We start from the raw sequence: 22,639 nt of genomic DNA on the forward strand, positions 1-22,639 counted from the left end.
TAATAGATAGGGATATTTGTAGAAAGAGCCTTTACCAAGACCAGTCGCTCTCTTTGTAATTTGCCTCTACTGCTGTCTCGATCTCATCAGGTAGATTATGATAGAAATCAAGTCCGGTTATGGATTCTAACTCATCGATAGATTTTGCACATGCTTTAATATTTTTTGATTTGTCGCTTTTGTGCTCTATATAAAATCCAATAGCTTTGTACTGTCCATTCTTATAAGATAAGATTGTACTGAAGTAATATTTAGGTATCTTGACACCATACGTACCTGTTTCCAGTATTGCATAATCTATGGATGTTCCTTTCACAATGTAAGTTGTATCTTGAGGATTTGACACCTTTGCCCACTCCTGTACTTTGTTCTCTATCGCATCCCAAGTACTTCCACCTTGGTTGAATCCGGTTATTAGTTGCGGACTGATATTAGAATAATAGAATGTCTGACTATTTGCTTCACGGCTATATAATCTGTCACTTGAAGCTACCATGTGTCCTCTATTATACGGTGAATAGTAGTCTTGTTTGTCAGTCCTGTATTGTGCCGGAATATTAGTATCTGGTTTATAATCGTCTTTACGATCCACATTCTTTTGAGAAGTCACATTGTCAAAAGTCAATGCTACCCAACGTACATGTTTTTTCGTACAATCGTATTCATAACTGTAAGTGACAGTCTTTTTTCCATTCTCTGTAGTTGTCCAGGTATGAAAAATGTTCATGCTTCCACCTTTCAGTTTAGGAATTTCGATTCTTCCTGCATACCCTGATGGATTAGGGTCCGGATCTGGATCCGGATTTGAACCATCGCCTGCTAATTGTTTGAGTGTGAATTTAGCCGCCTCTTTCCCTGCTATGATTGTAATAACGACACTTCGTTCAGCTCCGGTATTTGCTTTCATATATCCGCTGATTGAGCCGTTTCCGTTGCCGGATGTTCTACTCAATGTGCACCAAGTCTCACTACTTGAAGCCTGCCATGTGCCGTCAACTTTTACACGAATGATAAATCCGCCTCCGTTTCCATTGATTTGCGTTTGGTCAATAGAGGCGATTCCTTGATTCGTGTTGCCCGGATTATCAGGGAGTTCGGGAGAATCCTGTTCACTACATGAGATTGCTGTGCTACAGGTTATGAACAGGATGAATAGTTTAAATAATGCTTTTGTCATTTTATCTCTTTGATTAAATAAATAATAGTAGGCAAGTGATCGCTATATCCGTTTAGCCATACACCACCTGCTTGTGTCCGTTTAGGATATCCTTTGTATTTCCCTTCTTTTTGGAACATAAAATCACGGCGGAAAATTTCATGTTTATAGAATTTCAGTGTACTGCGGTCAGTACCTAATAGATTTCCGGTAAATACGATTTGATCGAACAAATTCCATTTACCTTTGTACATCAGAGTTCCGTATCCTTTCTTCAAAGTATCCCACCACGGATTGTACAAGTCTGTAGGACCTACATCAGCAGGTTTCCGCTTAGCTCCAAGTGCTACAGCCATACTTTTATCCATCGGGTCATCGTTCATATCCCCCATGATAACAATTTTGGCTGCGGAGTCTTCCCTTAACAGTGAGTCTTTGATAGCTCTTACCTGTTCTCCTGCACGTTCACGCGCTGGAGAAGCCGCTGCTCTTGAAGGCCAGTGATTGACGATAAAGTGCATCTTTTCTCCTGCAATATTACCGCTGGCAATCAGGAAACCGCGCGTCTTATGTATTGTGTCATTGATATATACATAAGGTACGAGCTTGCTATTCGTCAGCTCAAACAGTTTGGGATTATAGAAAAAAGCACAGTCTACACCACGTTGGTCTTCTCCTTCGTAGTGAACATACTGGTAACCTCTGTCCGCTAAAGCAGGTTGTTTCAGTATGTCTTCCAATACTCTGTAGTTTTCGATTTCAGAAACGCCGATAATGGCGGGGCCCATTGGTAACTTGTCAGTACTTAACAGACTTAATATTTCCGACATGTTTTTCAGCTTAGCCTTATACTTCATCGTATTCCACTGATTAGTACCGTTAGGAAGATACTCGTAGTCATTCTTACCTTCATCGTGAATGGTATCAAACAAATTCTCCATATTGTAGAACGCTACACTGTAGAGGGCAAATTTCTTTTCCTGTCCGTAGGCTATGAGGACGAAAAGAGTGAGTACACCTAAAGTAATTAAGCTTTTTTTCATCTTTAAAATTGATTTTAAAAGTGGGTAATTTGTCATTCGTATGACAAATATCTAAAAAGAAAACGGAAAAACCACCCTTACTAGTTACTTTTTTTGTAAAAAACATTGTTATTCATAAAATTCTTTGTTATTTTGCGTAACAACTTATTTCATTTGTATTGCAAAATGAAAGACCAATTAACATTAATATAAATTAAATTATGAAACAACGACTAGGGTTAGCGATCGTGCTATTTTGCTTAATGCCAGCACTTTTTGCACAGCAAAAGGCAAAGCAAAACGCCCGTGAGGACAATGCTTCTTTCATGTTTACAGAATCACAATTGAATGAGGATGATGATGCAGCACAGAGCACATCTGCATTGGTCACTTCTAACAATGATGTTTATCTGTCAAATGTAGGTTATCTGTTTAGCCCAATGAGATTTCGTGTGAGGGGATATGATTCCCAGTATAGTGACATGTATATCAATGGGGTACAGTTTAATGATGCAGAAACAGGACGTTTCAGTTACGGACTAATAGGAGGATTAAACGATGCTACCCGTAATAAGGAGGGGATCGGTCCTTTTGAAATTAACAACTTTACTTTCGGAGCCATAGGGGGAGCTTCCAATATTAATTTACGTGCCAGCCAATATGCGGCCGGTTCAAAACTAACCTTATCAGGTAGTAACCGCAACTATATCTTGCGTGGAATGTATACTTATTCTACAGGTCTGATGAATAATGGATGGGCCTTTACCGGTTCATTGGGATATCGTTGGGGTAACGAGGGAAATATTGAAGGAATCAAGTACAACTCTTTTTCTTACTTCCTCGGTGCTGAGAAAGTGTTCAATGATCGCCATAGTCTCTCTTTGGCAACTTGGGGAACACCTACAGAGAGAGGGCAGCAAATGGCGGCAACTGAAGAAGCCTATTATTTAGCAAACAGTCATTATTATAATCCGAACTGGGGATATCAGAATGGAGAAAAACGAAATGCGCGTATTGTACGCCAGTTCGAGCCATCAGCTATCGCTTCATGGAATTTCACCATTGATGATAATAAGAAACTGGTGACGAGTGCCGGATTCAAATATTCCAATTATGGCAAAAGTGCTTTGGGCTGGAATGGTAATGCAGCCGATCCACGTCCGGATTATTATAAAAAATTGCCTAGCTCTATCTTCGACGTGTGGGAATCCGTTCCTACTGCTGATGAACTGCAGCAGTTTAATGAGGTTACTGATAATTGGAAGAATAATAAAGCTTATCGTCAGTTGGATTGGGATGCTCTTTATTTTGCCAACAAACAGGCGAATGCATTAGGTAAAGAGACGCTTTATTATGTGGAAGAACGTCACGACGACCAGTTGGCTTTCAACTTGAGCTCTGTATTCAATCATCAATGGAATGAGCACAATAGCTACGTTGCCGGAATTGCAGTGAATACAACCAAAGGTATGCATTATAAGAAAATGAAAGACTTGCTGGGCGGACAGCTTTATACGGATGTCGACAAGTTCGCAGTACGTGACCATGGCGCTAGTTCCAGCATGGTGCAGAATGACCTCGATAATCCTAACCGTCGTATTGGTGAAGGTGATAAATTTGGTTATGACTATAACATCTATGTGAATAAGCAGAGTGCATGGGTACGTTACCAAGGTAATAATGGCGGATCATTAAATTATTTTGCTTCCGGTAAAATAGGATCTACACAAATGTTCCGTGACGGATTGATGAGAAACGGACGTGCGCCATTGAAATCACTTGGTAGTAGCGGTACGGCGAAATTTCTGGAAGGCGGTATAAAAGCTGGTCTGAATTGGGCTATCAATGGTAATCATTCCTTCACGTTGAATGCCGGATATGAAGAACGTGCACCGCTGGCTTACAACTCTTTCATCGCTCCGCGTATCAAGAACGACTTTGTGAGAGATTTGAAAACAGAGCGTATCATTGGTGGTGATTTGACTTACAACTTCAATACTCCTTGGGTGATGGGACGTTTGACGGGTTATTACACTCGTTTCCAGAATCAAGTAGAGATGGATGCTTTTTATAACGATAGCGAAGCACGTTTCACTTATCTTTCTATGAATGGTATTGAAAAGGAACATTGGGGAATAGAAGCAGCAGCTACTTTTAAATTGACAAGTGAACTGTCATTAACAGCTATCGGTACTTGGAGCGAAGCTAAGTATACCAATAATCCGGATGCTGTGTTGACGTATGAAAGTGAGAATGAGTCAAACCTCGACCGTGTTTATGCTAAAGGTATGCGTGCTAATGGCACTCCGCTTTCTGCTTATAGTCTAGCTTTGGATTATAACGTAAAAGGTTGGTTCTTCAATTTGACAGGAAATTATTATGATCGTGTATATATAGATTTCTCAAGCTATCGTCGTCTTGGCAGTGTATTGGATAAGAATGGTGCCGGTGTAGATGCTAACGGAAATCCGGTTCTCAATGTACCGGGTCAGGAGAAACTGGATGGCGGATTTATGTTGGATGCTTCTATTGGAAAATATATCCGTTTGCGCAATGGAAAGAGCATTAGTCTCAATTTAAGTTTGACTAATATCTTGAATAATACAGATTTGCGTACAGGTGGTTTCGAGCAAAACCGTGATGATAATTACAAAGACGGTGACGCACGTGTTTACAAGTTTTCCAAGAATTCTAAGTATTTCTACGCATTCCCGTTCAATGCTTTCTTGAACATTGGTTATAGATTTTAAGAATGTGTAGTTATCAATCCAAAACAAAAAGAAAGGAAGAAACAATTATGAAGAAATTACTATCTATATTATGTACCGGATTGCTGCTATGTGGCGCAGGTCTCACTTCCTGTGAGAACTATGATGATCCGGTGACGGGAAATGCTTATGGCAATAATTCGATCCCGGAAGGACGTACGATTTCAATAGCGGCATTGAAAGAGAAATATAATGATTTCATCGATACAAGCAAAGACACTTATACGACTATCGAAGGTGAGACACGTATTGAAGGAGTAATAACCTGTGATGATGAAAGTGGAAACTTGTATAAGAAGCTCGTGGTGGCAGATGAAACAGGAGCGATCGTTATTGGTGTTAATGCAACCGGATTGTATGCATTCTGCCCGGTAGGTCAGAAAGTAGTGATTGACTGTAAGGGTTTGCAGATAGGTAGCTATCGTAAACAGGCACAGATCGGAACTGTTTATAATAATTCTGTAGGACGTATGCCAGAGTATGTTTGGAAACAACATGTACGTTTGATAAACGAACCTAAGTTGTACTATTCGGAATTGACGCCGATTGAAATTACTACTCCTGCTGATCTTGCTGCTATAGATTTGAAGGAAGCTCCTGTACTGGTTACTTTCAAAGATGTAAAACTTTCTGAAGCAGATGGAACAGCTACTTACGCTCCAGGAGATGAAGGTTCGGTAAAGCGTTATTTTACTTATGCTGACGGTACGCAGAGTGGAAGTAATCTATTCCTTTATACCAGTGCTTATGCAAATTTCTCAATGGAAGTAATGCCACAGGGCAGTGTAAATATTACAGGTATTTTATTGCGTTACAATAACCAATGGGAGGTTGTTGTCCGTACTTTAAGCGATATCAAACGAAATAATTAATTCAATTAACACATATAATTATGAAAAAGATTCTAAATGCTTTATTCATGACACTGCTTGCGGTGTTCACATTTAGTTCATGTAGTGATGTACCGGCTCCTTATGATATATTGGGAGAAGGTGATGTTCCAGGGTTGACGGGTGATGGTACGAAAGAGAATCCATATAATATAGAAGCCGCACAACAGAAACAAGACGGTTCCATAGCTTGGGTGCAAGGATATATTGTGGGTGCTATAGAAAATGTATATGATGATAAAGGGGAATTTGCAGGCAATAAGGCTAGCTTTACAGCTCCTTTTAATATAACATCTAATGTACTGATTGCTGAAAGTCCAGATGAAACCAATGAAAGTAAATGCTTACCGGTTAAAATAAAAAATGGTAGTGATCTAGCCAATGCTTTAAATTTGAAAGACCATCCTGAAAATAAGGGAGGAGTCTTATTGATTCAAGGGGAGTTGAGTGCTGGTTTCGGTAAGGCAGCATTGATTAATACGACAGCTGCAGTATTTAATAATAAAGAGATTGGTGAAGAACAAGGTGGAGAAACTCCGGGTGGTAGTACCACGATTACAGAAAATCAACCTTATTCTGTATCGTTTGCTTCAGACCTTGCAGGATTTGCAGTTGAAAATAAAGTAAGTGAGGGCTTGACTGGGGATGTTTGGTATTACAGTAAGAAATATACTGCTGCTACTGCCAGTTCATACAATGGATCTACAAATGTTCCAGCAGAAGGATGGTTCCTTTCTCCGGTTTTAGATATGACAGCTATTAGTAAAGCAACATTGACATTTGAACACTCTTCTTATAGTGAAGGTAAACCTGAAGAGTTAATGCTAAAAGTTAGAGAGGAAAATGCGACCTCTTGGACTGATTTAGTTATTTCTAACTACTCTAATGGTCGTGATAATCATGTAACTACTACTGTGGATCTTACAGCTTTTGCTGCAAAGAAAGCACAAATTGCTTTTGTGTATAAAAATCTTGCAGGAGGAACTAATAATACATGGTATATTTATAATTTGAAGGTTGCTGCTGGTGAGGGTGGTGGAGAAACTCCGGGAGAAGGAACAGAACTATTGACTAATGGAGGATTTGAAATTTGGGCAGACGGGTACCCAACAGGTTGGAAGTCTGTGTCTACGGCAAGTAGTGCAACTCTTGAACAGTCTACTGATAAACGAAGTGGTACATATTCTGTTTTAGTAAAGGGGGATCCGTCAGGTAATAAGCGTCTTGGTAGTACAGAAATGACATTGAAAGCTGGAACTTATGTGTTCTCTGCTTATTTTAAAGCAGCTACAGCGGATAGTAAAGCAAGTGCAGCTTTAGGCTATGTGCCAATTGGTGAAGATGGAACGATTGGTGGGAGTGATTACAAATATGATGATTATGTTAATGATTTGGCTAATACTGATTGGGTATTTAAAAGTTATACATTTACTTTATCAGAACAACAAAAGGTGTGCTTACTTGTAATGAATTCGAAGAAACCGGGAGGTAATTTGTTGGTTGATGATGCTAGTTTAAAAACAACAGATGGTGGAATTGTAGGTGGTGGAGGAGTAGATCCGGAACCAGATCCGGAGTTAGATCCATATGAAAGTAATATAACCATGCCTACTACTGCTGACTCTAAAGTAGATTTCTATTATAATTGTACCATAAATAATTTCGCTAGTTTAAAATTGGGCAAAAGTGGTTTTGCTGGAACATGGACATCTGAAGTTCTTGGAGCTGCAAAGACAAAATTGTCTTTCTATTCTGTTGCTTGGACAGGCAAGAATGATACAAGTTTAACTGTAGAAATTGTAGGTGGAGGGACTTTTGAAGGTGGCGAAGTTTCAAAGACAATAAGTTTGACTGCAAATACAGGTTTCTCAGGCTCAGGAAGTTCTTATTCAATTGTTCCCGTTGTTGATACAGACTATCATGAATATACTTTAACTGGTACTACGGCAAATTCTAAGATTAAGTTTTCGACAGACAAAGAGCGTGGAGCTGTCTTCGGGGTTAAAGTGAAATAATAGTATAAGGTTAATATAGCAGAAATATCTCAAAGGGAGAATGAGGGGTTCTCTTCTTCTCTTTGAGATATTTTTTTCTTTTCCTCTTATTCGCAGGAAATAGGAATATGCATCGTAGGTTATCATAAGAATTGAAATATGAAATATTTAGAAAAATGTCTTTTATTGAGTCTGTTGTGTATAAGTTTTTATTCTTGTAGCAAGGATGAAAATAACGACTCCAATAATTTTGCCACCGGCATTGTAGAACTCCCTGCTCTCCGCAATGGTGCAAACGATGTATTCATAACCCACTCTACTACTTTCAACGGGCAGAAAGTAACCTCTTTCAGTATGGAATACGATAAGAGTAAGAAACATTCCCGTTGGATTGCCTTTCGGTTTGATAATCAAACAAAGCAACAAAATGTGTCACGTAGTGATGAGCCTTTTGATGCAGATCCTGCTATCGGCTCACAATACCAACGTGTGCAAGCAGATTTTGGAAAACAAGGTTATGATAGAGGGCATCTTTGTGCTTCTGCCGACAGACTTTATTCGCGTGAGGTGAATGAACAGACCTTCTATTACACGAATATGAGTCCTCAACGAAATAAATTTAATACAGGTATATGGTTGACTTTGGAGGGACAGGTGCAATCATGGGGACGTAGCTGCACATCTTCAGATACCTTATATGTGGTAAAAGGAGGAACGATTGATAAGGAAGATCAGATCAGAGGATATATTAGTAACGACCTTAGCAAACCTATTCCTAAATATTATTATATGGCTTTGTTGTTTAAAAAAGGAGATTCATTCAAAGCAATCGCTTTTTGGATGGAGCATACTGACACTCCGAAATCAACAAAACTTGTTGACTATGCATTATCCATAGATGAACTGGAAGAAAAGACAGGAATCGATTTCTTTCCGAACTTGAATGACAATTTGGAAAATGCGCTTGAGGCTACATATTCAACAAAAGCATGGCCGGGATTGGAATAAGATTGCCACGTTAATAGTAACACTTTCTTTTCAAGGCAGGGTATACTTCAGACTTCTACCACCCATTTTTCAATATTACGGGTCTTCTCACTGAAGTTAATCCCTATCTTGAATAGTTTCCGCCCATCCGCTTCGAAAGGTAGCGCATAGCGTTTGTCGTTAATCTGCTGTAAAGCCTCTTCTGCCGTGCCATTCAGCTTAAATTCCATAATATAAATGAATTTGTCTGTCTGCAGGACAAGATCTATACGCCCTTCATTGGTGTGGTATTCTACCTTAGTATAGAAACCAACCAGTTTGAAAACAATGAAAAGCACGTTCTCATAATGTAATTCCTGTTCCCTGATTATTTCGTAAGTCGTATCGGCGAAGAAGCTTTGCAGGCGGCGGAAGAACGAATTATAATCACCTGTTTCTACTTCATTGACAAATTTCTGAATTTCAAACGGGGATTCTACCTTATTTACATTTGCATAAAAAGGAAGCAGAAAACGAATGAACCCTTCTTCTACTTCACGGTTGGGGAAACCTAAACGGTATATACCAAAACGTTCGTCATATCCTTTGATCGTGAGATATCCGCTTTGGTAAATCACCGGAATCGGGTTGGTTGATTCGGAGTCGATGCTGTTTAATACTTGTGCATCGGTTTCTTCGTGTGCCATCCGTTCCAGATCATAATGATGCTTTTTCAGTAATTTCACCAGATAGGTAGGTGTGCCTGTTTCAAACCAATAACTACCGAATTCTTTATATTTGAAAGCATTAAGCAGACTAAACGGATTGTATATGCCGATAGAATTGTGTGTAAAATGATAGCCGTCATAAAATTCCTTTAGTTTGGAACAGAGTTTGTCATATGACAAACCTTGCGTCTCTGCAAATTCATGAAGTTCGATATCCAAATTTTCATGAAGCTCCTGGTCGCTGATACCGCAGATTTCAACATAATCTTTCCGCATCGATATGTCGTCCAAGTTATTTAAGTCGCTAAATACACTAACTTTGCCGAATTTAGTAACACCGGTCAAGAACGCGAACTTTATGCACCCATCCATTGTTTTGAGTGCCCCGTAGAAAGGTTTTAAGGTATCCCGGAATTGCTTTTGCAATTCTTCGTTGCCGATGGCTTGCAACATGGGTTTGTCGTATTCATCTACCAAAATAACTACACGCTGCCCTGCCTGTTTGCAGGCGCGTTCTATGATGCCGGCAAAACGCAGGGAAAATGAGCGCTCGGACGGTTCGGAACCATAGAGCTTTTCCCACGCAGTCAACGATTTATCGAGTATATTACCCAGACTTTCCGGTGTGTCGTATTTTTCGATATTAAGATCCAGATGCAATATCGGATATTTGGTCCATTCCTTTTCCAGCTTTTCTACTGCCAATCCTGCAAACAGTTCCTTTTTACCTTGAAAATAGGCTTCCAGAGTAGAAATAAGCAGACTCTTCCCGAAGCGGCGTGGGCGACTTAAGAAATAGTAACTACCGGTTTTTACCATTTGATACATCAATGCCGTTTTATCAATATAGAAATAACCGTCATTACGAATCTTTTCGAAATTCTGTATGCCAATGGGATAAATTTTAGTGCTCATATACTCCGGTTTTATAAATCAATTACACAAAGGTAATAAATTTCCGGGTACTTCATTGCTTTTAGAAAAAGGAAAGTATGAGTATAGTCGCTTTTAACTGAATGAAGTGTAGAAAACAGTACGTACTGTTTGAAGTCTATATTTTAATCCCTATATTTGTCTACATTTCAATTTTATAAGGATAGGCATTATGGATACTACTTTCAGAATATACCCGATAGGGATACAGAATTTTGAAGACTTACGCAATAATAACAACGTCTATGTCGATAAGACGGAGTTGATTTATCGTTTGGCTAATACCAATAAGGTTTATTTCTTGAGTCGTCCCCGTCGTTTCGGAAAAAGTTTGCTGGTGTCCACTCTTGATGCTTATTTTCGGGGGAAGAAGGAGTTGTTTCAAGGTCTGGCAATGGAGCGTTTGGAGAAAGAGTGGAATGTCTATCCGGTGTTGCATCTTGATTTCAGCATGACGAAGTACACAGCTATGTCTGATTTGGAAGAACGTTTAAATCTTCAACTTCGTGAATGGGAACGAATTTATGGTAATGATCCGGAAGAAGAAGGTTATGCGGCTCGTTTTTCCGGAATAATAAAAAGGGCATATCAGCAGACTGGTTTACAGGTAGTAGTGCTTATCGACGAATACGATGCTCCCTTATTAGACAGTAACCATTTGCCGGAACTGCAAAATGAACTTCGTGAAGAAATGCGGAAATTCTTCAGTCCCTTGAAAGCGCAAGGAGAATATCTTCGTTTCCTTTTCCTGACAGGTATCAGTAAATTCAGTCAAATGAGTATTTTCAGTGAATTGAATAATTTGCAGAATATCAGTATGAGAGACGATTATAGTGCTATCTGTGGTATAACCGAACGGGAGTTACGTACACAATTGAAAACTGATATTGAAATGATGGCGCAGGCTAATAATGAAACCTACGAGGAGGCTTGTACGCATCTAAAACAACAATATGACGGATATCATTTTAGTAAAAACTGTGAAGATATTTACAATCCATTCAGTCTGTTCAATGCATTTGCTCAAAAGAGCTATGAGAATTTCTGGTTTTCTACCGGGACGCCTACTTTCCTGATAAATATATTGCAGCAGAGTAATTTCGACATTCGCGAGTTGGATGGCGCAACGGCTACTGCAGAGCAGTTTGATGCACCAACGAGTGTTATTACCGATCCTCTTCCTGTACTTTATCAAAGTGGTTATCTTACCATCAAGGGGTATGATCCGGAGTTTCAACTCTACACATTAGCTTATCCTAACAAAGAAGTGCGGAAAGGGTTTATAGAATCTCTGATGCCCGCTTATGTGCATTTACCTGCCCGTGAAAATACATTCTATGTAGTCTCTTTTATCAAGGATTTGCGCGCCGGAAAACTGACCGAATGTCTGGAACGAATAAGATCTTTCTTTGCTTCGATTCCCAATGATTTGGAAAATAAGCAGGAAAAACATTATCAGACAATCTTCTATTTGCTGTTCCGTTTGATGGGGCAGTATGTAGATGCAGAGGTAAAGAGCGCAATCGGACGGGCGGACGTAGTAGTAAAGATGCAAGATACCATTTATGTCTTTGAATTTAAGGTAGATGGAACTCCGGAGGAAGCTTTGGAACAGATAAACAATAAAGGATATGCTATTCCTTATCAGTCCGATCATCGGAAAGTGGTAAAAATAGGAGTTAACTTCGATACTGCGACAAGAAGCATTGGTGATTGGAAAATCGTAGAGGAAGTATAATTCTTTCTCTCCCTGTTGATTTCTCAATTCCTCTTTCAACCTATCACCATCGTTCTGAAACTCTTTATTCATCGTGTTTACAGAGCGGTGATAGGTCATCCCTAACCTATCACCGTATCTTTCACCTATCACCTGAACGAAGAGGTGTATATTTATGCTCTTTTTGGCTTGATTCGAACCACTTTATAAACATTCCCGCGCTTGGTATGTATAGAAGGCACTTGATTCTTTTGCAATATTCTCCCGAATTGAATAATATTGCAATCGGATATATGAATTCTACTGTCGTGTTGCACCTGTTCCAGTATCTCAATAGCAAGAAGTAACTCATATTCTTTGTCCTCTTCTTTAGCAGCCCGGAAAAATTGGTGGAACAACTGCTCCGCAATGGGAATTACTTGAAATTCCTGATTGGCTTCGGTCATCACCTTTTCATCTTCAGTGTCGAACCAGTAACGTTCTCCCCTGTAAATATCGTGCATTGCTTGCGCATAAAGTTGTTCGTAATCAATTGGAGAACAGTCAATCGGACCGGTCACATTGATAACAATGTAGCGTCGGCTTCCGGAAGTGTCAGTCAGTAAGTCCTTGTGGTTGCTTGTTCCTATAAATGAAGCGTAACGGCGCATCTCTTGTGTGGCTGTGCCGTGAGGACGACGGATATTAACCACGGGCTTTTGCAGGATATGTTTCAGGAAAGCCTGCTGATTCACTCTATTCTGATCGAACTCGTCCATGTTGATGAGCGCAAAACGGTTTAGAGCCAGCTCGGCATCCCTTTTATTACTGAAATCAATGCGGTCGGTGTAATATATCTGTAATTCCGGCGGCAACAAACTCCGGCAGAAAGTCGATTTTCGATAAGCTTGCGGTCCGACAAGTAGCGGTACTGTACAATTGGCATACTTTCGATCGGTGTGACGCCAGTGTTCCACCATATTTAGAAACCAACGATAAAACAGATCCGGCCAGTGAGCGTTGTTGCAGGGAACACGGGAAGCCAGTTCACGAATCCGGTCGCGTCCGTCCCAACGGACATCCACTCCGAAAAGAAAATCCTCAATAGGGCTGAATATCGGGATGCGGTCGGAATCGAGGTAACGGATTACGTCCCGGTCCCATAGGTTGAGGCCCTCCAGACGTGCGTTCATGGCGATACTGTTGCGTATACGGTTGGTGATGGGGCGGAAACAAAAACAAAAGGTGTTCCGTTCGCGAAATTCCGTAACAGTCGTCATTGTGTTGTAACGAAATTCGTATCGGCGTTGCATAAACTCTTCCGTTCGAAATTCCAGTTCCTGTTCGGTTGATAAAGGTGATTTTTGTCCGAATCCTTTGGCTCCTGTATATACGTTCTGTATGGTTTGCCGGATGAGAAATTCTTTCTTTTTGGTGTAGAAATGAGCGATTGCCCAACGGGCTGTTTCTTCTTCCGGTATGCCTGCCTGAAAACAGTTTTCCCCCAGATGGACCAATAATGGCTTGAGGTCTTCGTCGGAATGTAGGTGTATGTTGGGGTGAAGTTCGCTTAATGAATGGTAAGCCTTGTTCAGGGCTGCTTCGAAGAGTGCGGACAAAGTGTCAAAGCTGTCATAACCAGGAATCAGCCGTTTGAAAGGAGATGTTTCTGCTTGTACGGATTCTTTGTAGGTTGTGTCCGATGGCATTTCCAATGGCTGACGCATATAAATGACGGTGGAGTCGGGATTATAGTAAAGTTCCGGATCACACGTTTGCCGGCAGAATTGCTCCAATGTCGGGTTTTTCAGTTCGATGGAGTAGGAGAGTGCCGGTTGATAAAGGCTGACGGCTTTTCTGTAGGCGTGGGCTTGGAATATTTCTGCTTCTTCCCGGTCTTTAGGAAGTGATTTGTCCGGGCGGGTGAAGCGTAGCCATATTTTTACGGAATGACCGCTGGAACCCATAAAGGCGGCAAAAGTCTGTGTAAGTTCTGCTGCTTCCTGTTTGATACGGTTTACTTCCGTCCGGTTTGCCAGATGGTTTACTTCTATTTGCACAATGCCGTTATATCCGGTCATTTGTGCGCCATTTGTTGTTTTGCGGAAGTTAGCCGCAGGGATGACTTTGGGTAGTTTTTGAGCAGCTTCCAGTTTGCTGTCCGGTGAGGCATAACGTATGCTTGTCCGTAGATTACTTATCGGGCGGGCTTTCGTTTCATGCTTCATCGCTTCTATTTGTAGGTTTATGTCCAACGTCCGCATGGTTGATGTTCCGTTGTTGTCCCGCATCAAAGTAAGTTTCATGTTAAAAGTGTTTATTGTTATGCCTCTTTATTAAAGGCTCATAAAGATAGGCTTTATTATCCGGTTTGCCAAGTTATATCGTACTTATTTATTGTTTGTTTCATGGAGCGGATTCTGTTCCTTTATGTGGTCGCAAAATTCTATTGTGAAGAGAGCTTATCGCATGAATATACTAAAATGAAGAATGTAGTTCATTACGGGATAAAAAATGTTTCATGCCTCAAAACACTTGGTTTCAAGGCTTGAAACTCTTGTTTCCCCGGCTTGAAACTTTAGTTTCACCATGGGGAAACTTTAGTTCCATCAGCAGGAAACTAAAGTTCTTAGCCTTTGAAACTAAAGTTTCTAGCCTTTGGAACTAAGTGTTTCAAGCCTTGGAAACAAGAGTATCTAAGTATGAAACAAAGATTACTCCTTATTAAAATGACTGTTTGCTATAGGCTTTTTTCAAAAATCAAGCGGTGATAGGTGATAGATGTGGTGATAGGTTAATGACAACCTGTCACCGTTCTGAAAGTACGATGAATAAAGGATTTGGTGATGCCGGTGATAGGTTGAAAGAGGATTTTCATTTTTATGTATGAAAGAGCTTGATGAATATATATAACTTCCAGTATTTATTTCCATATTTCTATCACATTTAGAAAAATATGTATATCTTTGCCACATGCTTTCTGCTCATCAGCGTGATGAAACTAGCGGGAGGCGGTATATATTACTAAATTGGAATATGTAATGTATTGTCTCTCCCACTCGAAACTTAGCAATTTCATATAGAGGAGGGATGATTCAACAGATATTCCACGCTGGCAGCTTTATATCAACATATTCGTTAAAGATGTGTTATATATAAACGATTGGCGTGGGTGTCTGTTGTTATCATTGTCTTTCTATAGGGTATGCTAAGACCTCGAGTGGAGATAATGGTGCAACAGCATTCACGTCTTTCTTGTGTCCGGTCGGTTATGATTACCCCAAAAAGTCTAACCTAAACAATTCCCCGTCCGCCCGAAATACAGAAAACGTGAATGCCCGTTGCTCCACATAAACAAAATAATATTCAATCTTTATTGTGGAACACATTAAAACAAATGTATTATGTCGAAATGGATTAGCGTAGAAGAAGCAGCGGTCAAGTATGGAATTAACAAAGAGGTAATCTGGCTTTGGGCGGAGATGAAAAGATTCCCTATGTCATATGAGGGAGCTATCACTGCTGTTGATGAAGAAAGTCTTGAAGGATTCCTGCATCAGAATAAGGATCGAATTACAGCCGAGTATATCGACACATTGGAAGAGCTGTGTATTGGAAAGACAAAGATTTGTCTTTTATATGCTGAAATCATCGGTTATCAAGACAAGGAACTTCTGAATCAAAGGGAGCAAATCGCCCGGATGAAAGAAATACAAACTGTTATAAAAAGACAAAACAGCCGACTCCGGGACTGCGAAAAAGTGTTCACGGAATATGAAGAGAACTTTAGTTCCTGTTGGATTGGAAGAATCTGCGCTAACTTAAGGCGGCTGATACGGTTGATACGACGGTAAATATTATCCATCTCATTTATTTAAAGATACCCTTGAACAGAAATGTTTAAAAATACTAGAAATATACTGTCATAAGATTTTTTATCCATTCGTTTTATATTCTTAACTCCGAAAAATTCGTAAGCGTTGATAAACCAATTACTTTTGGCTCCTGATTTCGCAGCATTTTTGAATATTCTGCGTCTAATAAACATAAACTAAATATTTCTAGTCATGAAACACAGACTGTTACTACTATTGCTATTCGTGTTCGCCACGTCTGTGGCTGGGTGGGCACAAAAATCCACGGCTCCTTCTTATACCATCAAAGGAGTGCTTCTTGATTCTTTAACACAAGAAGGAGAACCGTATGCCACGATTAAGATTACTCCCAAAAATGCTCCGGATAAAGCTGTAAAGATGGCGGTCACAGGGGCGAATGGTAAATTTCAGGAGAAACTGAATGTCGCTGCAGGCAGTTATATAATCACGATTTCTTCCATTGGCAAGTCGCCTATAGTAAAAGAGTTCACTTTAAAACCTTCGGTCAGGGAGATTGATTTGGGAACGATGATTTCTTCAGAAGCCAATAATGTGCTGAAAGGAGTGGAGGTTGTTGCACAGAAACCTTTGGTGAAGGTAGATGTGGATAAGATCGAATATAATATTGAAGATGATCCGGATTCAAAATCGAACAGTATATTGGAGATGCTTCGGAAAGTCCCTCTGGTCACGGTGGATGGAGAAGACAATGTGCAAGTGAACGGCAGTAGCAGCTTCAAGATCCATGTGAATGGAAAGCCCAATAATATGATGAGTAATAATCCGAAGGAAGTACTGAAAAGTATGCCGGCAAATACCATTAAATATATTGAGGTGATTACTTCACCGGGAGCCAAATATGATGCGGAAGGTATCGGAGGTATTTTGAATATCGTCACAGTGGGTACCGGATTTGAAGGATATACGGCTACTTTCAGAGGAAATGCCAGTAACAACGGAGTAGGCGCCGGCACTTATGCAATGGTGAAGCAGGGCAAACTGACGGTTTCTGCCAACTACAACTATAATTATAATAATAGTCCGCGCAGCTATTCCGACAGTTACCGGGAGAATTATGAACCTGATAAGGAGAATGAAAAGTTTCTGGAATCGGAAAGCAGTTCCAAATCGAAAGGTAATTTCCAGTATGGCAATTTAGAAGCCAGTTACGAGATTGATACGTTGAGGCTGCTGACTGTGGCTTTCGGAATGTATGGTAGCAATGACAAAAGCAACAGTGGCGGAACTACGATTATGCACGGAGCTGATCGTCAGGATTTTGCATATCGTTATAGAACGGACAATCATGGAAAAGGATCATGGTATTCCATCAACGGTAATATAGACTATCAACGTACTTCCCGGAAGAACAAAGAACGGATGATTACCCTTTCTTATAAAATCAACTCCCAACCTCAAACGAATGATTCCTATAATACTTATCTGGACATCGAGCCTGATGAGAATAAACTGGAGATCATCAAAGAACTGTCATTGAAGAATTTCCATTCGGACGGAAAGACGAACACAATGGAACAAACTTTCCAGGTGGACTATACTACTCCGATTGGAAAGTTGCATACGCTTGAAACCGGTGCTAAATATATTTTCCGGCGCAACTCCAGTGATAATCGGTTTTATGACACCGAAGGGGAAAGTGAAAACTATGCATATAATGAGAAACGTAGCAGCGAGTACCGCCATCTGAATCATATCCTTTCCGCTTATGCCGGATATACGCTGAAATACAAGGATTTTACTTTCAAACCGGGACTTCGTTATGAGCAAACCATACAGGAAGTGAAGTATCTGGTCGGTGCAGGCGAGAATTTCAACTCGAACTTTAGCGATCTGGTTCCTTCCGTCTCCTTGGGAATAAAACTAGGTAAGACGCAGAACCTCCGCGGCGGATATAATATGCGTATCTGGCGACCGGGCATTTGGAACTTGAATCCTTATTTTGATAATCAGAATCCGATGTTTATCAATCAGGGAAATCCGAACCTGAAGAGTGAAAAGAGTCATTCGTTTGATTTGTCTTACAGCAGTTTCACCGCCAAGTTCAACATCAATCTCTCTTTGCGCCATTCTTTCAATAACAATGGAATCGAAAGAGTCAGCCGCCTGATTACCGATAAAGACGGAGAAATATTTGAAGGTGGTCATAAAGCTCCTTATGGGGCTTTGTATAGCACGTATGATAATATTGGCAAAAGCCGGGAAACTGGATTGAACTTTTATCTGAACTGGAATGCTTCTCCCAAAACGAGGATTTACATCAATGGGCGTGGAAATTATAGTGATTTGCGGAGTCCTGCCCAAGAGTTGCATAATTATGGATGGAATGCCTCTGCGTATGGAGGTATTCAGCAAACCTTACCGGGAAAAGTCCGTTTGAGCTTGAACGGAGGGGGAAGTACACCGCGTATCAGTTTGCAGGGAAGAGGTTCGGGATATAATTATTATAGCTTGGGATTGAGCCGTTCTTTCCTGAAAGAAGAACGTCTTTCTTTGAATATTTATTGTAGCAATATCGTAGAGAAATACAGAACTTACAATAATCACACGGAAGGAGTTAACTTTATCTCGAAAAGTTCGAGTAAATATCCGAGCCGGTATTTCGGCTTTAGTGTCAGCTATCGGCTTGGAGAGTTGAAAGCCAGTGTGAAGAAAGCTGCGCGCAGCATCGACAATGATGATGTGAAAGGTGGCGGAGAAGGTGGAAACACGGGTGGCGGAGGTGGTCAGTAGACCACTTCCACGCACCGTAGTTCCCATTTATTTCTGTCTCACGTCTTGCTTGTTGGTGTTAAAACCAAGTTTGGTCAATCCGGCTTGTACGTCAGGATGGCTCATGAAAAGGTTCCATAACAACCCTGTCCGGTAATTTTCGATCATTACAGCGATAGGTCCTTGGTCGATAGCCAGATACCGTTGCGGATACCAATTATCCGTTTCGCTGAAAGCATCATAGAATCCGAAAGGACCGAACACTTTATCCCCCATGCCATACAAATGGCGCATTACCTGCATGGAATACTCCGGTGTATAGACAATCGATGAAAGTGCGGCGGTAGGGGAGATGACTCCTTTGTCGTCCTGCTCGTTGGGTGAATGAGCTGCATATCCATCGACGGAGTAACTGGCAGTCAGTCCCCAACAATCCGGTCCGAAACCTTTGTAATGTTTGGGGTTGCGGATGCAGTAAGCACGGTTGACTAATGTCAGGTTGCGCATCTCGTGGAAGTAGCTGGGGCAGTATTCATCTTTCAATCCCACCGGATCAAGTCCGAGGAAAGAATATTGAGCCCAGAAAAGCGGTCCGGCTTCCGTGCCCTGATAGCGGAGATGCAATTCGATTCCTTCTACTTTGTGTGGAGAGACGATGGCTCCGTTCTGTGCCCAACCGTCATGATAAACGGCTGCAGGTACTCCATGTGTGGGAGAAGCGGCAGCAAGAATATACATAATCATACATTCGTTGTAACCGTGTACGGGGAAATCCATTTCCCAGCCATACGTCGGACTCCAATGCCAGTAGAGGACATTTTGCCCGCCTTTCCGATACCAGTTCCAGTCGACATCCCGCCAAATCCGGTCGATACGTTGAGCGAGTGCTTTCTCTTTCTCATTTCCGTTGACGTAATATTGGTGCACGGCAAGCAGACCTTGTATGAGGAAAGCTGTCTCTACCAGATCGCCTCCATTGTCTTTCTGACCGAACGGTTTCACCTTTCCGGTATCACCATACCACCAGTGGGGGTAGGCTCCGTGGAAACGGTCTGCTTTTTCGAGGAAAGAAACGATGCGTTCCATCCGTGCCCGTCCCTCTTCGCGGGTGACGTAGCCGCGGTCGATTCCCGCAAGGATAGCCATGATGCCGAAACCGCTGCCGCCGGAAGTGACTACATTGGCATCGTTTTCAGGATATACGCCGTCCACATGATACCGTTCGGGAGCCAGACCGCTATTCGGTTCGGCACCTTCCCAGAAATAGAGGAAAGTCCGTCGCTGAACGGTGTCCATCAGGGCGTCGTCCGACAGGGAGTCGGTGGCGGCAGTAAGGTTGTCATTCTTGCTTTTCCCTTTACAGCTTTGGAAAGTCAGGGCGATGGCGGATAGAAACAGTAACATGAGCGGAAGTGCGCTCATCACTGCGATTCTTTTATATTTATCGTTCATAATCAAGGTCATAATTTATAGGATTAGGCACGGATTACACGGATTTCACGGTTTTAGGAATTGTGGTTACATAAAACAACAGCGTAATCCGTGTAATCCGTGCCTAAAAGTTTAGTTCAATGTAAATTTCGCAGTTTTCACATCCCGGCTGTTCGTGCCGATCATCACTTCAAAGTCGCCCGGTTCGGCAACCAGTTGCAGGTCATAATTATAATACCGTAGCATTTCCGGTGCAATCTTGAAACGGACAATCTTCATCTCTCCCGGTTCCAGGAATATTTTCTGAAAGCCTTTCAATTCTTTGACGGGACGGGTGCTGCTGCCTACAACGTCGCGGATATAAAGCTGCACCACTTCCGTGCCGGGCCATGTGCCGGTATTGGTAACTTCCACTGCTGCGGTCAATGATCCGGTCATGTCCATGCTGGAATGGCTCAAGTCGATATCACTGTAAGAGAAAGTAGTATAAGAAAGACCGTAACCGAACGGATAAAGCGGATCATTATCCACGTCGAGATAGTTACTGCGGAATTTCTCAAACCATTTACCTTCTTTCAAAGGACGTCCGGTATTCTTGTGCGCATAATAAAGAGGTATCTGGCCTACGTTCTTCGGGAAAGTCATAGTCAGTTTACCACCCGGATTGACATAACCGAAGAGGGCGTCGCCAATGGCGTAAGCTGCTTCACTACCTCCAAACCATACATTCAGAATGGCGGGCACGTGTTCCTGTTCCCAAGTCAACGTAAGCGGACGACCTGTAAATAATACCAGTACTACCGGTTTGCCTGTCTTTAAAAGCTCTTTCAACAGATTCTGCTGTACATCGGGAATGTTTAAATCCGTGCGGCTGCTACTTTCACCGCTCATTTCGGAAGATTCGCCTAAGGCAGCGATGATAATGTCCGACCGGCGGGCTACGTTCAACGCTTCATCCAACAATTGTTGGTCGGTGCGGTTATCGCGGTTCAGGGAACGACCGAACATCGTTGCCCGTTCTTCGTAACTTGCATCACTAATCAAATTACTTCCTTTGGCGTACATGATATTCGCTTTTCCGGCAGTCATCTCTTTCAGTCCTTCCACGAGAGAAGGGCAGCGGTCGAGCACGGCTGCTACGCTCCATGTACCCGGCATATTACTCCGGCTGTTTGCCAACGGACCGATCACTGCAATATTTCCTTTCGGATTGAAAGGCAGTAACGGATTTCCGTTCGGATTGCCGTCGGGACTGTCGTTCTTCAAGAGGACGAAACTTTCTGCTGCAATACTGCGGGCTGCGTCGCGATGCGCTTTGGTAAAGATATCGCGTGCCGGACGTTTCGGATCGCAATATTTATAAGGATTATCAAACAATCCCAGTTTATATTTGGCTTCCAGAATACGGCGGCAAGCCGTATTCAGCGTTTCCATAGAGACTTTTCCTTCCTGAACGGATTTCTTCAATGTCCCCACAAAGCCTTCGCTTACCATATCCATATCCACTCCGGCATTGATGGCACGGGCGGATACCGTTTGAAGATCACCGATACCATGGTCGATCATTTCTGAAATACCCGTATAATCGGTTACCACAAAACCGTTGAATCCCCACTGTCCGCGGAGAATGTCTGTCATCAGCCATTTGTTGGCAGTGGCCGGAATACCATCCACTTCATTAAAAGAAGCCATCACGCTACCTACACCTGCTTCAACGGCTGCTTCATACGGCAGCATATAATCATTGAACATCCGCTGACGGCTCATATCTACGGTGTTATAGTCACGTCCTGCTTCTCCCGCACCATATAGTGCAAAATGCTTTACACAGGCCATGATTTCATCATTCCGTTCCATGTTCTTCCCCTGATAGCCGCGCACCATCGCTTCGGCAATCATAGCTCCGAGAAACGGGTCTTCGCCGCTGCCTTCGGACACACGTCCCCAACGAGGGTCGCGTGAAATATCCACCATCGGGCTGAAAGTCCATGAAATGCCGTCGGCACTGGCTTCTACGGCTGCAATGCGGGCCGATTCCTCAATGGCTGTCATGTCCCAAGTGCAAGACAGGCCGAGTGGGATAGGGAACATCGTTTCGTATCCGTGAATGACGTCCATACCGAACAGCAATGGAATTCCTAAACGGGATTGTTCCACAGCCTGTTTCTGTACTTCACGTATTTTCTCCACTCCTTTCAGGTTGAACAACCCTCCCACTTCGCCTTTCTTGATTTTAGCGGCAATATCGCTGCTTTTGGCTTGTCCCGTAGTAATCTCTCCGGTGACGGGGAGGTTCAACTGTCCGATCTTTTCTTCCAAAGTCATTTTGTTCATCAATACGTCGATGAAGCGATCCATATCCTGTGGCGACTTCTGTGCCGATGCGGTCAGAAAACCTGCGGCAAATAACAGGACGGATAGACTTAACTTTTTGTATATCATGCTATTAT

Annotated in this window: 13 protein-coding genes; 7 read left to right on the forward strand and 6 right to left on the reverse strand. The window is 41.9% G+C overall.

Annotated features, from left to right (window positions below):
- Positions 1-31 precede the first annotated feature (31 nt).
- Entirely contained in the window at positions 32-1,177 is a 1,146-nt protein-coding gene (locus AAHJ11_RS11570; protein WP_148364080.1) for a DNA/RNA non-specific endonuclease, read from the reverse strand.
- On the reverse strand, positions 1,174-2,199 hold the full coding sequence (locus tag AAHJ11_RS11575; protein ID WP_320974230.1) for an endonuclease/exonuclease/phosphatase family protein: 1,026 nt from the start codon (positions 2,197-2,199) through the stop codon (positions 1,174-1,176). Before AAHJ11_RS11575 ends, AAHJ11_RS11570 begins: the two co-directional genes overlap by 4 nt.
- Positions 2,200-2,399: 200 nt before the next feature.
- On the opposite strand from AAHJ11_RS11575, the gene AAHJ11_RS11580 reads away from it, so the two are divergent.
- From AAHJ11_RS11580 to AAHJ11_RS11595, 4 genes are all read left to right on the forward strand, one after another.
- On the forward strand, positions 2,400-4,928 hold the full coding sequence (locus AAHJ11_RS11580; RefSeq protein ID WP_148364078.1) for a TonB-dependent receptor: 2,529 nt from the start codon (positions 2,400-2,402) through the stop codon (positions 4,926-4,928).
- Between the two features lie 47 nt (positions 4,929-4,975).
- A complete protein-coding gene (locus AAHJ11_RS11585; protein ID WP_258979274.1) occupies positions 4,976-5,818 on the forward strand; it encodes a DUF5689 domain-containing protein in 843 nt (280 codons plus the stop codon).
- A 20-nt stretch (positions 5,819-5,838) separates the two neighbouring features.
- A complete protein-coding gene (locus AAHJ11_RS11590) occupies positions 5,839-7,851 on the forward strand; it encodes a DUF6359 domain-containing protein (protein WP_234132607.1) in 2,013 nt (670 codons plus the stop codon).
- A 138-nt stretch (positions 7,852-7,989) separates the two neighbouring features.
- Positions 7,990-8,838 (forward strand): DNA/RNA non-specific endonuclease, encoded by an 849-nt coding sequence (locus AAHJ11_RS11595; protein WP_234132605.1) that lies wholly within the window; start codon positions 7,990-7,992, stop codon positions 8,836-8,838.
- Positions 8,839-8,885: 47 nt separating this feature from the next.
- Here AAHJ11_RS11595 and AAHJ11_RS11600 read toward each other — a convergent pair whose 3' ends face one another.
- Entirely contained in the window at positions 8,886-10,439 is a 1,554-nt protein-coding gene (locus AAHJ11_RS11600; protein ID WP_148364075.1) for an ATP-binding protein, read from the reverse strand.
- A gap of 190 nt (positions 10,440-10,629) precedes the next feature.
- On the opposite strand from AAHJ11_RS11600, the gene AAHJ11_RS11605 reads away from it, so the two are divergent.
- Complete coding sequence (locus AAHJ11_RS11605) at positions 10,630-12,195, forward strand: ATP-binding protein (RefSeq protein ID WP_234132602.1); 1,566 nt, start codon at positions 10,630-10,632, stop codon at positions 12,193-12,195.
- A 152-nt stretch (positions 12,196-12,347) separates the two neighbouring features.
- On the opposite strand, the gene AAHJ11_RS11610 is transcribed toward AAHJ11_RS11605, so the two are convergent.
- Positions 12,348-14,459, reverse strand: a complete 2,112-nt coding sequence (locus tag AAHJ11_RS11610) for a BT4734/BF3469 family protein (protein ID WP_259022038.1) — start codon at positions 14,457-14,459, stop codon at positions 12,348-12,350.
- Between the two features lie 1,098 nt (positions 14,460-15,557).
- Between AAHJ11_RS11610 and AAHJ11_RS11615 the strand changes: the two genes are divergently transcribed.
- Both AAHJ11_RS11615 and AAHJ11_RS11620 read left to right on the forward strand, forming a co-directional pair.
- The gene (locus AAHJ11_RS11615; RefSeq protein ID WP_195648846.1) at positions 15,558-16,007 is read left to right on the forward strand and encodes a hypothetical protein; all 450 of its coding nucleotides are present in this window, start codon (positions 15,558-15,560) and stop codon (positions 16,005-16,007) included.
- A gap of 213 nt (positions 16,008-16,220) precedes the next feature.
- Positions 16,221-18,779: an outer membrane beta-barrel family protein gene (locus tag AAHJ11_RS11620; protein WP_148364072.1), complete on the forward strand. Its 2,559-nt coding sequence runs from the start codon at positions 16,221-16,223 to the stop codon at positions 18,777-18,779.
- A gap of 27 nt (positions 18,780-18,806) precedes the next feature.
- Here AAHJ11_RS11620 and AAHJ11_RS11625 read toward each other — a convergent pair whose 3' ends face one another.
- Together AAHJ11_RS11625 and bglX are read right to left on the reverse strand one after the other, a co-directional pair.
- A complete protein-coding gene (locus AAHJ11_RS11625; RefSeq protein WP_148364071.1) occupies positions 18,807-20,210 on the reverse strand; it encodes a glucoamylase family protein in 1,404 nt (467 codons plus the stop codon).
- 111 nt (positions 20,211-20,321) lie between these two features.
- A complete protein-coding gene (gene bglX / locus AAHJ11_RS11630; RefSeq protein WP_148364070.1) occupies positions 20,322-22,631 on the reverse strand; it encodes a beta-glucosidase BglX in 2,310 nt (769 codons plus the stop codon).
- Between the last annotated feature and the right edge of the window lie 8 nt (positions 22,632-22,639).

It is taken from the genome of Bacteroides sp. 90-K9/2, from assembly GCF_047310725.1.
GTDB classification, from domain to species: domain Bacteria; phylum Bacteroidota; class Bacteroidia; order Bacteroidales; family Bacteroidaceae; genus Bacteroides; species Bacteroides vicugnae.